This is a genomic window from Pseudomonas sp. PvP089, assembly GCF_017875165.1.
Taxonomy (GTDB): Bacteria; Pseudomonadota; Gammaproteobacteria; order Pseudomonadales; family Pseudomonadaceae; genus Aquipseudomonas; species Aquipseudomonas fortuita.
Map to the genome: position 1 here is coordinate 1309093 of NZ_JAGGME010000001.1, position 15085 is coordinate 1324177.

Here is a 15085-nt window from a genome sequence, read left to right on the forward strand (position 1 = left end):
GGGCTGTGAGTATCCTGCGGGAGCGGGCAAGCCCGCGAAAGGGCCGGTACAGGCGACCTTTCAGTTACAGCAGTTCGAAGCTCTGCTGTTGCACCGCCTGGGAATCCAGCCCGACCTGGACATTGAACTCCCCTGGCTCGGCAACCCGCTGCAGCTGGCCATTGTAGAACTTCAGGTCTTCCTCACTGATGCGGAAGGTCAAGGTGCGTGACTCGCCCGGCTTGAGCATCAGCTTCTGGAAGTTCTTCAGTTCCTTTACCGGGCGGCTCATCGACGCCGACACATCTTGCAGGTACAACTGCACCACGGTCTCGCCGGCTACCTTGCCGGTGTTCGCCACCGTCACCTTAGCCTCCAGTGTGTCCCCGCGCTTCAGGTCCTTGTTCGAAAGCTTCAGGCCCGACAGCTCGAAGCTGCTGTAGCTCAGACCATAGCCGAACGGGTACAGCGGGCCGTTGGGCTCTTCAAAGTACTGCGAGGTGTAGTTGCCCGGTTTGCCAGGGGTGAAGGGCCGACCGATGCGGGTGTGGTTGTAGTACATCGGGATCTGCCCGACCGAGCGCGGGAAGGTGATGGCCAGCTTGCCGGACGGGTTGTAGTCACCGAACAGCACGTCGGCAATGGCATTACCGCCTTCAGTTCCGGCAAACCAGGTTTCGAGAATGGCGTCGGCCTGCTCTCGCTCCCAGCTGATCGACAGCGGCCTGCCGTTCATCAGCACCAGCACCAGCGGTTTGCCGGTGGCCTTGAGGGCTTTGATCAGCTCGCGCTGGCTGGCCGGAATTTCCAGGGTGGTACGGCTCGAAGACTCGTGGGACATGCCGCGGGACTCGCCGACCACTGCCACCACCACATCGGATTGCCTGGCCGCCTTGACCGCTTCATCGATCAGCACCGCAGGCGGGCGCGGGTCGTCGACGATTTCCGGGGCGTCGAAGTTGAGGAAGTTCAGGTAATCGAGGATCGCCTTGTCGCCAGTGACGTTGGAGCCTTTGGCGTAGACCAGCTTGGCCTTGCCTTCCACGGCGCGGCGCAGGCCTTCGCGTACGGTCACCGAATGCACCGGTTTACCGTCGGCGGCCCAGCTGCCCATCATGTCGATCGGGGCATCGGCCAGCGGGCCGACCAGGGCGATGGTGCCGGCCTTTTTCAGCGGCAGGGTCTGGTTGCGGTTTTCCAGCAGCACCAGGCTGCGGCGTGCCACGTCGCGCGCAGCTTCGCGGTGCAGGCGGTCGTTGCCGTAATAGTCTTTCAGGTCGGTTTCGGCTTTGCCGATGCGCACGTAGGGGTCCTTGAAAAGGCCCATGTCGTACTTGGCACCGAGCACTTCGCGTACCGCCTGGTCCAGTTCGCGCTGGGTCACTTCGCCGGACTTCAGCAGGCCTGGCAGCTCTTCGCCGTACAGGGTGTCGTTCATGCTCATGTCGATGCCGGCCTTGATCGCCAGCTTGGCGGCTTCACGGCCGTCACGGGCGACGCCGTGGCGGATCAGCTCCTGGATGGCGCCGTGGTCGCTGATGGTCACGCCTTTGAAGCCCCACTCCTTGCGCAGCAGGTCATTCATCAACCAGGTGTTGGAGGTGGCCGGCACACCGTTGATCGAGTTCAGCGCCACCATCACCCCGCCAGCACCGGCGTCAAGCGCGGCGCGGTACGGCGGCAGGTAGTCGTTGTACATTTTCGGCAGGCTCATATCGACCGTGTTGTAGTCGCGCCCGCCTTCCACTGCACCATACAGGGCGAAGTGCTTGACGATGGCCATGATGCTGTCGGGGTTGGCCGGGCTGCTGCCCTGGAACGAGCGCACCATCACCTGGCCGATCTTCGAGGTCAGGTAGGTGTCCTCGCCGAAGCCTTCGCTGGTACGGCCCCAGCGCGGGTCACGGGCGATATCGACCATGGGGGCAAAGGTCATGTCCAGGGCGTCGGCCGAGGCTTCGATGGCGGCAGTGCGGCCGACCTTGGCGACGGCGTCCATGTCCCAGGTGGCGGCCATGCCCAGGCCGATCGGGAAAATGGTGCGTTCGCCGTGAATGGTGTCGTAGGCGAAGAACATCGGGATCTTCAGTCGGCTGCGCATGGCCGCGTCTTGCATGGGGCGGTTTTCGGGTGCGGTGCGCGAGTTGAAGGTACCGCCGATGCGGCCTGCTGCGATTTCTTCGCGGATCTTTTCGTGGGGCATTTCCGGGCCGATGCTGATCAGGCGCAGCTGGCCGATCTTCTCGGCTTCGGTCATCTGGCTGATCAGGTGCTCGATGAACGCCTGCTTGTCCTGCAGGGGCGGGGCGTAGGGGGCGGCAAGAGCCGCCTGACTGGCAAGGCCCATGGCCAGGCCCAGCAAAGACAGTTTCATCATCAATTCCGTTGTGGGGCCTCTGCCGTATCCAGGGTGATACGCGCGCGGCCGGAGTTTTCAGGCGGCTATTGTTGTACGATTTGCAGGCTTAGGTTCCAGCAGCGGATTATGCCTGAATATGTCCCCTGCGGATGAAGCCCCGAGTGCCGGGACAACAACTATAAGAACGCTCAAGAGACCGACGGCATGACCCCCTTCGACGAGTACCATCAACGGCAGATTGCCGAAGCCATTGCGCGTGCCGAACGGCGCACCGATGCCGAACTGGTGACGGTGCTGGCCCGCCGTGCCGACGATTACGCCTATTGGCCGTTGTTCTGGGCCGCCGTGCTGGCGCTGGTTGTACCGGGCCTGTTGCATTGGCTGCTGGGCTGGCCCGGCGTGCGCGGCTTGCTGGTGGCCAACGTGCTGCTGTTCGTCGGCTTGTGCCTGCTGCTACGCAACCCGCGCCTGGCCGGCTGGCTGATCCCCCGTGGCCTGCGTCGCTGGCATGCTTCTCGGCTGGCCCGCCAGCAGTTTCGCGAGCAGAACCTGCAGCGCACCGCAGGCGCCACGGGCGTGCTGATTTTCGTCAGCGAGGCGGAGCGGCATGTGGAGATCCTGGTCGATCGGGGTATCGAACACTGCCTGGATGCTGAAGCCCGCGCGGCCATGGGTGCCCGCCTTGCCGAACAGGTGCGCCAGGGCCAGACGTTGCAGGGCTTTGTCGAGTGCATCGAGGCGTGTGGCGAGCTGCTTGGCCAGCACGTGCCGGCAACCCATGCCCGTAACGAGTTGCCCAACCGGCTGGTGATTCTCGATTGATTCGGATCCGCCTGGCTTGACGCGTTCCCTGTGGGAGCGGGTTCACCCGCGAATGCTGCCTGGAGGCTACCGACGCTTTCGCGGGTAAACCCGCTCCCACAGGGTGTAGAATGCGCTTCCCGCTATTCGAGGCACCGTTTCTCCATGTCCGCCAGTACTTCCGCCCACTCCGCGCCGGATGCGCGCGCTCAGTTTCTCGACCTGCTGAACGCCGCCCTGCACGGCGATACCTTGGTCAAACTGGTGCTGGCGCGCCATGTCGGTGCCGACCAGACATTGCAACGGATCATCGCCAAGCCGCTGCAGGTCAAGGGCCAGCCGTGCCTTTCGCTGGTCTACCGCCACCAGACGCGTGACATCACCCGCAACCTGCCGCTGGACCAGGCCCAGGCGCTGGTCGCCGAGCTGCTGCCAGACAGCTTCCGCAACGCCCACCTGTTCGATGCTGACGGCGAAGTGCAGCTGACCTTCAGCAAGAAGGGCAAGCCGATGCTGCAGCGTCACGGCGCACAGGCACCGCGTGATGTCACTGCCAGCAGCGGCCATGACCGCGAGAAGAAGCGTTACCTGGCGTTGTCGCGCCCGTTTTTGCGTGACCTGGGCGTAACCGATGCACAAGGCGCGCTGATTCCGTCGATGTCGCGCAAATGGAAGCAGATCAACAAGTTCATCGAGGTCTTCGACCACGCCCTGGCCAGCGCTCCGGTGCCGGCCGGGCAGGCACTGCGGGTGGCCGACTTTGGCTCGGGCAAGGGTTACCTGACCTTCGCCATGCACGATTACCTGCGCAACAGCCTGGGCCGCGACGCACAGGTAACTGGCGTGGAACTGCGCCAGGACATGGTCGACCTGTGCAACAGCGCTGCCGCACGCCTCGACCACCCGGGCCTGGAGTTTCAGTGCGGTGATGTGCGCAGCGTGGTGCCTGAGGCCATCGAAGTGATGATCGCCCTGCATGCCTGTGACATCGCCACCGACTACGCCATCCATACCGGTATCCGCTGCAACGCCGCGATCATCATGTGCTCGCCGTGCTGCCACAAACAGATCCGCCCGCAACTGCATAGCCCGGGGTTGCTGCAACCCATGCTGCAGTACGGCCTGCACCTGGGCCAGCAGGCCGAAATGCTGACCGACAGCCTGCGCGCGCTGTACCTGGAAGCCTGCGGTTACGAGACCAAGGTGTTCGAATTTATCTCGCTGGAGCACACCAACAAGAACAAGATGATTCTTGCGGTGAAGCGGCCCAAGGCGGCAGATAACGGGGCGTTGCTGGAGAAGATTGGCCAGCTCAAGGCGTTCTATGGGGTGCAGGAGCATTGCCTGGAGACGTTACTGCGGGCGGATGGGTTGCTCTGACGGCTGCACGTCGGACCTGATTGAGGCGCACATTGGGTATGAATCTCCAATCGATGTAGGGAAATTCCTAATCGCACTTTGCGGCGATTTCTTTCATCAGCCTTTCTGTACTGTGGCGTGCACGCTTGTCGAGCGTTTTGGTTGTCAATTGACAACTCTCGGGTGGCGGGCTCACACTGGAGAAAGCTGATGGCACGCCCCTGTCACGCCAAGAAAGAGGTCGAGCAGGCCTTGAGGCACGCAGAGTCAAAGGGATGGAAAATCGTAGTGGGCGGTGGGCACTGTTGGGGAAAGATGTATTGCCCCCTCAATGATGCCGATTGCCGGTGCGGGGAATACTGCATTGTCAGCGTATGGAGCACGCCGAAGAGTGCTGGCAATTTTGCGCGACAGCTAAAGCGTGTGGTCGACAACTGTTCGGGCAGCCGGAAGGCAGCTCATGCGCCGAATGCTTGGAAGGAGTAATCGCAATGGAGTACGAGTTCACCCTGAAGTATCAATTGGGCGAAAACGAAGATACCGATGTGCTATTGGAGCGTCTGGCTGAAGGCGGGTGTGATGATGCGTTGGTTGGCGTAGGTCAGCCGGGTCGGTTGGCACTGGCATTCATTCGCGAATCTTCCTCTGCCAAAGAGGCTATCGAGAGCGCGCTTGCTGACGTTGGCAAAATTGTTCCGCGGGCTCGCCTGATCGAAGCGACTCCCGATCTCGTGGGGCTTACCGATGTGGCTGAGATCATCGGCATGTCTCGGCAAAACATGCGGAAATTGATGGTGGCGCATTCGGTCAGCTTTCCTGCACCTGTTCACGATGGCAGTACTTCTCTCTGGCACCTTGCCGACATTTTGCTCTGGTTGCAGGAGCGAGGCAGCTACTCGATTGCTCAGGGCACCTTGGAGCTGGCTCGCATAGCGATGGCTGTCAATGTTTCCAGTTCATACAAGCGTGTTTTCGGCGAGTCTGGCTTGGTCCATTGAGCTTGAGCACCGAGCCCACCTCATCTTCGGTTAAGCGGCATCTCAATAGCTAACGCCGCCAGCCCCAACGGATGCGTACTGGCATCAAAGAAATGCACCTGCGTCCCCGCCAGATTTCCGAATCGATCAATATAGTGTTGCTTCTGGTTGATCACTGAAGCCTCGCTCAATGGCCTTATGGCAATCGACAGATGCTGTGGCCGCGCCTGGCGGATGGCTTCGAGCAGGTGCTGGTCACTGCTGTCCAGATGCTGCCCGAACAGGCATAGCCCCTGGCTTTCCCGGGCCAACTGCCCAAGGCACCAGCTCAGGTAGTCCGAGTTGCGGATGGCGCGCAGTTTTTCGTCGCTGCGGTCTTCGTTGACGAACAGCGGCACCTCTGCGGGGATGTTCACCGCAAAGCCATCGAGCAGCTCGGCGTTGTCGGCGCTGCGTTGGCGTGTGGTGCCGTCAGGCAGCTTGAGCAAGTGCAGGCCGCCATGCAGGTGCAGCACCTGGGTGCCTTCGCTACGGGTGCGGCGCACATCGAAAAAGCCTTGCTCGTCGAACAGGTTGGCGAAGCCCTGCGGAGCATGTTGTACGGCCCAGGGCAGCAGCAAGTCGTAGTTGCTGGTGTAGATACTGCGGTAGCCGCGCAGGGCCTGGTTGAGGGCTGCCAGGGTGGTGGCTGGCATCAGTGACCACGGCAGGTGCACCGTGCGCACGGCGTGGATCAACCCTTCCTTGATCGAGTAGTAGCGGTTCAGCGGCGCGGTGGAGTTGATGGCCAGCGCGGCGTTGGCGCGCACGGTGGTGTTGAGGGCGCTGAGCACGGGCTCGAACAGTTCTGTGCCCAAGGATTTGAACAGCGCCTGGTCGCTGACCGCCAGGCCTTTCTTGCGGCCGGCGCGTTGCGCTTCCTCGAACAGCGAGAAGTAGCCAAACGGCTTCCACACTGCGCGGCTGGCACCGTTGCCCAGCAGCAGGGCGTCGCAGGGGTGGCGGGCAGCGAGTTCTGGCCAGGGGGTGAGGGTGGCGTCAAGTGCGGGCATGCTGGGGTCCGTTGGGTGGAGCGGAGAACGGGGGCGACTTTAGCATGCCATGCACGGTGTGCGAGGGTTGGTGTCCACGCCAGGGTCTTGTGTTGGCTGCACTGGCCCTGTCGCCGGCAAGCCAGCGCCTACAGGTACGGCACAGCCCATGAGCCTTGCGTCGTACCTGTGGGAGCTGGCTTGCCGGCGATAGGGCCAGTGGTCATAAAACACCTCTTTAGTCCTGCTCGGCAGCCGGCACACTGCGGTTCCGGTTGCGCCACACCCGGTACGCGCGAATCCCGGCCCGTACCGATCCGAACAGCAGCTTGTCTTCCATTTCCCGCGCCATCCCCGAGCGTACCAGCATGCGCAGGAACGTACCCCGGGCGCGTGCGATGGCAAAGAAGATGCCTTGCGCGGCCAGGGTGTCGCGTACTTCACGCAGGGCAGCGATGCCGCTGACGTCGATGTTGGTGACTGCTTCGGCATCGAACAGCACGGCCTTGGGCTGGTCCTGGCTCTGTACCGCCTCGAGCAGGCGCATCTTGAAGTAGTCGGCGTTGAAGAACAGGATCGCGTCGTCGAAGCGGTACACCACCAGCCCTGGCACGGTGCGCGCGTCCTTGAATTTGCGGATGTCGACCTGGCCTTCGGTCCCAGGCAGCCAGCCCAGTACGGCATCGGTGGGCTGGTAGATGCTGTACAGCAGGCGCAGGATCGCCAGGGTGACGGCAAACACGATACCGGGCAGCACGCCCAGACCCAGTACGCCGACCGTGGTCAGCAGACACAGCCAGAACTCGAAGCGGCTAAGACGCCGGATGCTGCCCAGTGACTTGATGTCGATCAGCCCCCAACCGGCCATGAGCAGCACGGCGCCCAGTGCACCCTGCGGGATCCACGCCATGGGCGCGGTGAAGAACAGCAGGATCAGGGCGATCACCAATGCCGCGATGATGCCCACCAGCTGGCTTTTGCCACCGACCATGTCGTTGACTGCCGTACGCGAGTCGGCGCCGCTGATGGCAAAGCCCTGGGAGATGCCGGCCGCCAGGTTGCTGACGCCCAGGGCGACGAACTCGTGGTTGGCGTTGATCGCATAGCCATGCCGGGCGGCAAAGCTGCGCGCTGTCAGCATCGCGCTGCAGAAGCTGACGGTGGCAATACCCAGGGCGTCGCGCAACAGGCTTTTCATTTCCTCCAGGTTGCTGTGCGGCCAGGCCAGCTGCGGGATGCCGGCAGGTACCGGGCCCAGGACGGCAACGCCGAAGCGGTCAAGGCCGAACAGCCCGGCCAGCAGCATGAACAGCGCCACTACCGTGAGGGCTGCAGGCAGGCGCGGGTAGCGCCGCGGCAGCCAGATCAGCAAGCCCAGGGCGGACAGGCCGATGAGCAACGTGACCCAGTGAATTTCCCCCAGGCGCTGGAAGAAATTGATCAGGCTGAGGATGAAACCGTCGCCTTCGATCTTGAACCCTACCACTTTGGACAGCTGCCCCGCGATCAGGCTCAGGCCGATGCCGTTGAGGTAGCCGATCAGGATTGGCCGCGAGAAGAAGCTGGCGATGAAGCCGGCACGGGCAAGGCCGGCAGCAATCAGCATCACGCCGACCAGCACGGTGACGATTACCGACAGTTCGACGATGCGCTGCGGGTCGCCCATGGCCAGCGGAGCCACAGCACCGGCGATCATCGCGCAGGTGGCGGCATCGGGGCCGACCATCAGTTGCCGCGAGCTGCCGACCAGGGCATAGACCATCATGGGCAGAACGCAGGCATACAGGCCGTATTGTGGCGGCAGGCCGACGATTTGCGCATAGGCGATGGCGATGGGGATCTGGATCGCTGCGACCGAGAGCCCGGCCTGCAGGTCGGCATGCAGCCACTCGCGGCGGTAGTGCAGCAGGTTGGCAAGGCCCGGTAGCCAGCGGGAAAGAAACATGCGTCATCCTTTCGAAATGTTTCACGAATCCATTGAGCATATGCGCCACAAGCCGTTTCGCGTGCACGCGTATACATCCGCAGGGCATTGAAGCGGATCAGCAGGCAATTGGCCATGGGCCAGGTCAACGTGGGGGCAGAAACGAAAAAAGGAGCCAAGGCTCCTTTTGACTGCGATGACGTTGCTGGAACGTCATGCTGGAATGCAATGTGGAGCGGGTAGAGGGAATCGAACCCTCAACTAAAGCTTGGGAAGCTTTCGTTTTGCCACTAAACTATACCCGCGTCTGCGCAGCACTTTTTACCAGAACCCTCCAAGAATTAGAAGCCCAAGTTATAAAAAAAGCTTGTCGGCACCCCATGGCTTGCGGGATCAGCTACAGAGTGCCGAGGCGCTCAGATGGCCAACGCATGCTGCCCCTGCTGAACCTGCCGGTAGTGTTGACGAGGCTCACGCACAGTCGGCTTGAGGAAGCCCAGCAAGGCGCTACGGGTATTTTCGCAGGCGGTCTTGTTTTCCATGTCGAGGAAATGCCCCGCGTCGCGGATCACGCTGAACTGGCTTCTGCCCACATGCTTGCCGAACTGCCGGGCATCTTCGGCCGTGGTGTATTCGTCGCGGTCGCCGTTGACGAATAGTACCGGGATGTCGATATTCCGCGCACCCTCCAGCGCTCGTCCCAGGTCGTGTTGCAGTACCTGGTTGATGTGAAAGTGCATCTGCGCGTACTCGTGGCTGTCCAGGCTGCTGACGTGCCGGTAGTTGAAGCGCTTGAACAGTGACGGCAAGTGCTTGCCGATGGTGTCGTTTACCAGGTTGCCGACCTGATACCGGTCGCAGGCGGCCAGGTACTGGCAGCCACGGTCCAGATAGTCGCGCATCGGCTCGTTGATCACCGGCGAGAACGAACTCACCACTGCCTTCTTCACGTTCCGCGGCTGGTGCGCCAGCGCCAGCAGCGTGCTTGCGCCACCCCACGAGAACGACATTACATGGTCTGCCTGAAAGTGCTCTATCAGCTCCAGGAGGATATGCGACTCGGTCTCCTTGCTGATCAGGCGCTCCTGACGGTTATGCGGCTTGGACTTGCCGGCATATGGCTGGTCGAACAGTACTACATTGAACTGCGGGTGCAGGTTACGTACCGTCTGGGCGAACGAGGCGGTGGTGGCCAGCGAGCCATTGATCAGGACGATCGTATTCTCGGCCGCATCCGCGCGATAGAACTCCGTGTAAACCCGATACTGACCTTGGATATCAAGTACAGCGATTTCTGGCCTCATGTCATCGACTCCTGGCGCAAAAAGGGTATTCGCGTCACCTAGGGTGCACGTTCTTTATGACAGGTAGGCATTTGCCTGAAGAGAAACCGGGGGGCCCTGTGTCGATCCTTGGCACGTGCGTCGACGGTATTGTTTTTGGCGGGCAATTTGCCGTGCCCCAAGGCATCAAGGCTTTGGGTAGCCGGCAAAAAGTGTCTTCGACTGCAAGCGTGACTTGGTAGTCACATGCAGACTGACGATTTGGATTCAAGCAGTGGGTCGCGGATCGCGCAAGTGCCGTTCGGGGGGAAATGTGACTTTTGTCGCTCAGTGGTCGTATGACGACCCTGCACTGTCTGTGCCGGCCTATACAGTGGCTATTTCTGCCGCCGTCAGCTCCCGGAAGTCCCCCGGCGCCAATCCCGGGTCCAGGCGGATCGCTCCCATGCTCTCCCGGTGCAACATCACCACCTTGTTGTCGAAGAACCCGAACATGCGTTTGACCTGGTGATAGCGCCCTTCGACGATCGCCAGCCGAGCCCGGCGCGGGCCGAGGATATCCAGCTGGGCGGGCTGGGTAGTCAGGTTCTCGAAGGCAAAGTAGAAGCCCTCACGGAACCTGGCCACATAGTGCTCGCCAATTTCGTTTTCGGTTTCCACCAGATAATGCTTTGGCAGCTTGGTGGCAGGCTGGGTCAGGCGCCGAGACCATTGGCCATCGTTGGTCAGGAGCATCAACCCGGTGGTGTTGAAATCCAGGCGCCCGGCAATGTGCAGGTCATCACGCAGTGCTGTGGGCAGCAGGTCGAGCACGGTGGGGTGTTGCGGGTCCTGGGTGGCGCTGACGCAACCCTGTGGCTTGTGCAGCATCAGGTAACGCGCGGGGCGGCCCGCCTGGAGCAATTGCTCGTCCAGCTCGACACGGTTGAATTCACGCACCTCGGTCAGCGGGTCGCTGACTACTCGGCCATCCAGGCGCACACGGCGTTGCGCCAGCATCAGGCGAACTTGCTGGCGGTTGTGGCAGGGGAGGTTGGCGAGGAAACGGTCGAGGCGCATTGGAGCAGGTCAGTGGGGAGTGGTGGAGCGCAGTTGTGCCTCAACGGCGGCGCAGCGCGGGCACAGGCAGGCTTTGTCCCGCAACTCGGCGGGCAGGGCCTGCAGCACGGCCGGATCGATACTGACGCTATAGCACCAGCAAGCCTGGGTGGCCCGACGCGGGTCGGCCAGGCTGCATTGGTTCAGGGCTCCGCAAGCGGGGCAGTGTTGGCTGTCATTCATGGCGGGTTTCACTGCAGACGCGGTTGCGGCCGGCCTGCTTGGCACGATAAAGCGCACGATCGGCGCGGGTCAGCAGGGCGTGCAGGGTATCCCCTGGCTGCAGGCTGCTCAGGCCGATGCTGATAGTCAGGCGCAGCGGCTGTTCTTCGTAGCTGAAGGTCAACTGTTCGGCACGGCGGCGGATCTTTTCCGCCACCTCGATGGCCTGTCGGCCTTCGGCTTCACGCAGCAGCACGATGAATTCCTCACCGCCCCAGCGGCACAGTATATCTGACTGGCGCAGGCTGCCTTGCAGTACATTGGCGAATTGGCGCAGCACTTCGTCGCCTGCCAGGTGGCCATGGGTGTCGTTCAGCGCCTTGAAGTGGTCCAGGTCGATCAGCAATGCCACCAGCGGCCCACTGTCGCGCTGGGCTTCGTGCAGGGCTTGGGCGGCGAGCAGGTCGAAGCTGCGCCGGTTGGGCAGGCCGGTGAGGCTGTCGAGGGTAGCCAGGGCTTCGGTGCTGGCCTGGTGACGGCGGACCATGGCATGCACCAGCGCCAGGACCACCAGCGTAATCATCGCGCAGATGGCCAGGTTCAGGTACAGAGAGTGGCGGATGCGGTCGAGGGCGCCGGTTTCGCGCTTGTCCACCAACAGGTACCAGTCCAGTTCGGGCAGGTGGCGCACATTCAGGAAGTGGCTGTGGTTGTCGCTGTCGCGGTATTCGTGGCTGCCTTCACCGGGCACCAACTGCTCGGCCAGTACGTCGTTCAGTTCGGGGTTGTCGCTGAGCGGCTGGCCGACCCGCAGACCATGCGGGCCACCTTCCGAGCCGGTCATCAACACCCTGCCCTTGGCGTCGGTGAACACCACCGAACGCTGGTAGCGGCGTTGATACTGGTCGATCAGCTTGACTACCGACGATACGCTCAGCCCGACGCCGGCGGCACCGATGAAGCGGTGCTGGTAGTCGTGCACCTGGTAGTTGATGAAGACCGCCAGGCTGTCCTGGTTGGCCATGTCCAGATCGACGTTGATCTCATAGGGGGCTTTGAGGTCACGCAGGCGGAAATACCAGGCATCTCGCCAGGTGCCTGGTTCGACGTGCTTCAGCACGCCTTTGGCCTGGTAATAAGTGAGGGTGCGGTCAGACACGAAAAAGGATGTGGAAGTGTCCTGCTTGCCCATGACTTCGCCAAGGTAGCGCGTCATGCGCTCGGTATCCTGCTCGCCGGACAGCACCCAGTCGCGCAGGAAGGTGTCCTGGGCCATCATCGAGGCGATCAGCACCGGACGGATAAGGTCCTTCTGGATTTCCGAGTAGACCGTGTCGGAAGTCAGCGGCAGTTCGGTATTGATGATGCCGTCGCGAATGGCGCTGCGCGAGGCGAAGTAGCTGAGCAGTGAAGTGGCGAGGAAGCCGCAGGCCAGTAGCACCAGCAGGGTAAAGATCAGCGAGCGCTGCGAAAACAGAGCGGAACGTAACGGCATGATCTTCCCGTGATGTGTGCCAGGGCGCCCATTCTAGTGAGATGGCCGGCAAATGACTGCAAGTTTTTTGGGGTTATCGCACCTGTATCAAATTATTGCATAAACGGCACTGCACCTCGGCTTCGCGGTCTTATTCAGTGTCGATGAACGCGTTATGCATCGATGCTCGCCAGCGCCGCTGTTCGGGCACTCCAGCGGTCCAGGAGGCCGCCATGTACTCTCGAATCCTGTTGATCGCCCTCTTGGGGCTGATGACTTCTGCCTGCGCCCCGTACTACGAGAGCGGGGGCTATTATCGCTCGGATTACTACTCTACCGACCGCTACGTGTCGCCAGGGTACTACCGCTATGACCGTTACTACGTGGCGCCGCAACCGCGCTATTACTACCAGCCGGCACCGCGTTATTACTATCGGTCGGCGCCCGCGCCGCAATACCGGCCGTATCCGCAGCCGGGTGTGAACCAGTGGCACGGCAACCCGCGCTATGACTATGGCAACCGCAATCGGCAGGACTACAGGCAGGATCGGGACCGGCATGATTATCGTGATGGCAGCCAGCGCTACCAGCACGGCGACTGGCACTCCAATGGGCAGGGTAATGATGGCGGACGCCGGGATGGCCGACCTGGGCAAGGGCGAGGCGGAAACTGGCAGCGTTAGTTGAATGAACGCTGCCCCAGATCCTTGAAGTCAACTCAGATCCGCCAATGGATGCCGCCCCTCCCACGCCTTGGAAAAATGCGCCTCGACTACCGCCGCCGGCACCTGAGCCACGTCCGGCCAGTGCCAGCGGGGGTGGTTGTCCTTGTCCAGCAAGCGGGCTCGCACGCCTTCGCTGAATTCCGGGTGGCGGCAGCAATTCAGGCTCATGCAGTATTCCATCTGGAACACTTGCGCCAAAGACAGGTGCTGCGCCCGGCGAATCTGTTCCCACACCAGGTGCGCGGTCAGCGGGCAGCCGTCGTGCAGCCGCTGGCCTGCTTCTGCAAGCAGTGGGTCGTCATGGTGCTTGAGCCCCTCCAACGCCCGCCAGGCCGCTGCAGCATCGGCCACATCCAGCAACGCATCGATCACCTGCCGCCGTGGCAGCCACTGGGCTTCGGGCAGCTCGGCGCAGGCGCGGTGCTGTTCGGCCTTGAGCAGGCTGTTCAATTGCAGGGCGGTCTGCTCCTGCCAGTTCAGTTGCAGCAGCTCTTCGATCAGTGCCTCTTGCTGGTGCTCCCCAAAAAAGCGGTCGGCCAGGCCCAGATCGAGGGCGTCGCGTGCATTGATCGGCGCTCCGGTCAGCCCCAGAAACAACCCCAGCTTGCCCGGCAGCCGGGCGAGGAACCAACTGGCACCCACGTCGGGGTACAGGCCGATACTGATTTCCGGCATCGCCAACCGGCTACTGGGTGTGACAATGCGTACATTGGCGCCCTGCAGCAGCCCCATGCCGCCGCCCAGCACATGCCCATGGCCCCAGCACAGCAGCGGCTTGGGGTAGGTGTGCAGGGTGTAATCCAGGCGGTATTCGGCGGCGAAGAACGTGGCGGCCAAGGGCGGCACGCTGCCGGGGTGCTCACGGCAAGCCTGCACCAGTGCCCGCACATCGCCCCCGGCGCAGAATGCTTTGCTGCCGTTACCGCGCAGCAGCACGCAGACGACCCCAGGGTCGCGCGCCCAGTCATGCAGTTGTTCGCCCAGCACCTCGATCATGGGCAGGTTCAAGGCATTGAGCGCCTTGGGCGCATCCAGGGTTGCGATGCCGATGCGGGCGCCGTCGGCGCCGGTGAGTACCTCACAATGAATGGCCATGGACTACCTCGCTCAGTCATCGCACAAGTATGGCCTGCCTGCCCGAACATGCCGGTCGTCGGTCGGATCGTTTGACAAGCGGGATGGGCTTACCTAGTGTCGCGCCATTGTTTACGGACGCCCCCATGACTGACGACGATCGCATCAAACTCGAACCCAGCTGGAAAGCCGCACTGCGCGCTGAATTCGACCAGCCCTACATGCATCAACTGCGCGAGTTCCTGCGCAGCGAGCGGGCCGCCGGGAAGGAAATCTACCCGCCAGGGCCGCTGATCTTCAATGCGCTCAACTCGACACCGCTGGATCAGGTGAAGGTGGTCATACTCGGCCAGGACCCCTATCACGGGCCGGGCCAGGCGCACGGCCTGTGTTTCTCGGTGCAGCCGGGCGTGGCCACGCCGCCGTCGCTGGTCAATATCTACAAGGAATTGCAGCGCGACCTGAACATCCCGATCGCCAGCCACGGCTACCTGCAGAGCTGGGCCGAGCAGGGCGTCCTGCTGCTCAACACCACCATGACTGTGGAGCGTGCCAATGCCGCGTCGCATGCCAAGAAGGGTTGGGAGTTGTTTACCGATCGGGTGATCCAGGTGGTCAGCGAGCAGTGCCCGAACGTGGTGTTCCTGTTGTGGGGGGCGCATGCGCAAAGCAAGCAGAAGCTGATCGACGGGACCAAGCACCTGGTGCTGAAGTCGGTGCATCCGTCGCCGTTGTCCGCTTACCGCGGGTTTCTGGGGTGTGGGCATTTCAGCCGGGCCAACAGCTTCCTGGAGCAGCGGGGGCTTGTGCCCATTGACTGGGCACTGCCCCCGTTGTGA

General features: G+C 62.3%; 14 protein-coding genes and 1 tRNA gene. 6 read left to right on the top strand and 9 right to left on the bottom strand.

The window, feature by feature from the left end:
• Positions 1–64: 64 nt before the first annotated feature.
• The gene (gene bglX / locus J3A71_RS06000; RefSeq protein ID WP_016488855.1) at positions 65–2356 is read right to left on the bottom strand and encodes a beta-glucosidase BglX; all 2292 of its coding nucleotides are present in this window, start codon (positions 2354–2356) and stop codon (positions 65–67) included.
• Between the two features lie 186 nt (positions 2357–2542).
• Between bglX and J3A71_RS06005 the strand changes: the two genes are divergently transcribed.
• The 4 genes from J3A71_RS06005 (at position 2543) to J3A71_RS31305 (ending at position 5496) form a co-directional block, all read left to right on the top strand.
• Positions 2543–3160, top strand: coding sequence for a TPM domain-containing protein (locus J3A71_RS06005; RefSeq protein ID WP_016488854.1), 618 nt, complete (start codon positions 2543–2545; stop codon positions 3158–3160).
• 144 nt (positions 3161–3304) lie between these two features.
• Positions 3305–4519 (top strand): SAM-dependent methyltransferase, encoded by a 1215-nt coding sequence (locus J3A71_RS06010; RefSeq protein WP_016488853.1) that lies wholly within the window; start codon positions 3305–3307, stop codon positions 4517–4519.
• A gap of 189 nt (positions 4520–4708) precedes the next feature.
• Positions 4709–4984: a hypothetical protein gene (locus J3A71_RS31300; RefSeq protein WP_083283771.1), complete on the top strand. Its 276-nt coding sequence runs from the start codon at positions 4709–4711 to the stop codon at positions 4982–4984.
• Between the two features lie 5 nt (positions 4985–4989).
• A complete protein-coding gene (locus J3A71_RS31305; protein ID WP_245353427.1) occupies positions 4990–5496 on the top strand; it encodes a DNA-binding protein in 507 nt (168 codons plus the stop codon).
• 20 nt (positions 5497–5516) lie between these two features.
• On the opposite strand, the gene J3A71_RS06020 is transcribed toward J3A71_RS31305, so the two are convergent.
• The 7 genes from J3A71_RS06020 to J3A71_RS06050 form a co-directional block, all read right to left on the bottom strand.
• Positions 5517–6527, bottom strand: a complete 1011-nt coding sequence (locus J3A71_RS06020; protein ID WP_096426703.1) for a DUF4917 family protein — start codon at positions 6525–6527, stop codon at positions 5517–5519.
• A 217-nt stretch (positions 6528–6744) separates the two neighbouring features.
• Complete coding sequence (locus J3A71_RS06025) at positions 6745–8451, bottom strand: SulP family inorganic anion transporter (RefSeq protein WP_016488850.1); 1707 nt, start codon at positions 8449–8451, stop codon at positions 6745–6747.
• Positions 8452–8661: 210 nt separating this feature from the next.
• Positions 8662–8735, bottom strand: a tRNA-Gly gene (locus tag J3A71_RS06030).
• 111 nt (positions 8736–8846) lie between these two features.
• Positions 8847–9734 carry an alpha/beta hydrolase gene (locus J3A71_RS06035; RefSeq protein ID WP_209952708.1) on the bottom strand — a complete coding sequence of 296 codons (888 nt, stop codon included), beginning with the start codon at positions 9732–9734 and terminating at the stop codon, positions 8847–8849.
• A 345-nt stretch (positions 9735–10079) separates the two neighbouring features.
• Positions 10080–10772, bottom strand: a complete 693-nt coding sequence (locus tag J3A71_RS06040; RefSeq protein WP_016488848.1) for a pseudouridine synthase — start codon at positions 10770–10772, stop codon at positions 10080–10082.
• Positions 10773–10781: 9 nt separating this feature from the next.
• On the bottom strand, positions 10782–10994 hold the full coding sequence (locus J3A71_RS06045; RefSeq protein WP_080641083.1) for a cysteine-rich CWC family protein: 213 nt from the start codon (positions 10992–10994) through the stop codon (positions 10782–10784).
• The gene (locus J3A71_RS06050; RefSeq protein WP_016488847.1) at positions 10987–12468 is read right to left on the bottom strand and encodes a diguanylate cyclase; all 1482 of its coding nucleotides are present in this window, start codon (positions 12466–12468) and stop codon (positions 10987–10989) included. Before J3A71_RS06050 ends, J3A71_RS06045 begins: the two co-directional genes overlap by 8 nt.
• Before the next feature lie 212 nt (positions 12469–12680).
• Between J3A71_RS06050 and J3A71_RS06055 the strand changes: the two genes are divergently transcribed.
• Positions 12681–13130 carry a hypothetical protein gene (locus J3A71_RS06055; RefSeq protein ID WP_016488846.1) on the top strand — a complete coding sequence of 150 codons (450 nt, stop codon included), beginning with the start codon at positions 12681–12683 and terminating at the stop codon, positions 13128–13130.
• Between the two features lie 30 nt (positions 13131–13160).
• On the opposite strand, the gene J3A71_RS06060 is transcribed toward J3A71_RS06055, so the two are convergent.
• Positions 13161–14267: an enoyl-CoA hydratase/isomerase family protein gene (locus tag J3A71_RS06060; protein WP_016488845.1), complete on the bottom strand. Its 1107-nt coding sequence runs from the start codon at positions 14265–14267 to the stop codon at positions 13161–13163.
• Between the two features lie 125 nt (positions 14268–14392).
• Here J3A71_RS06060 and ung point away from each other — a divergent pair, with 125 nt between their 5' ends.
• The gene (ung, locus tag J3A71_RS06065; protein WP_016488844.1) at positions 14393–15085 is read left to right on the top strand and encodes a uracil-DNA glycosylase; all 693 of its coding nucleotides are present in this window, start codon (positions 14393–14395) and stop codon (positions 15083–15085) included.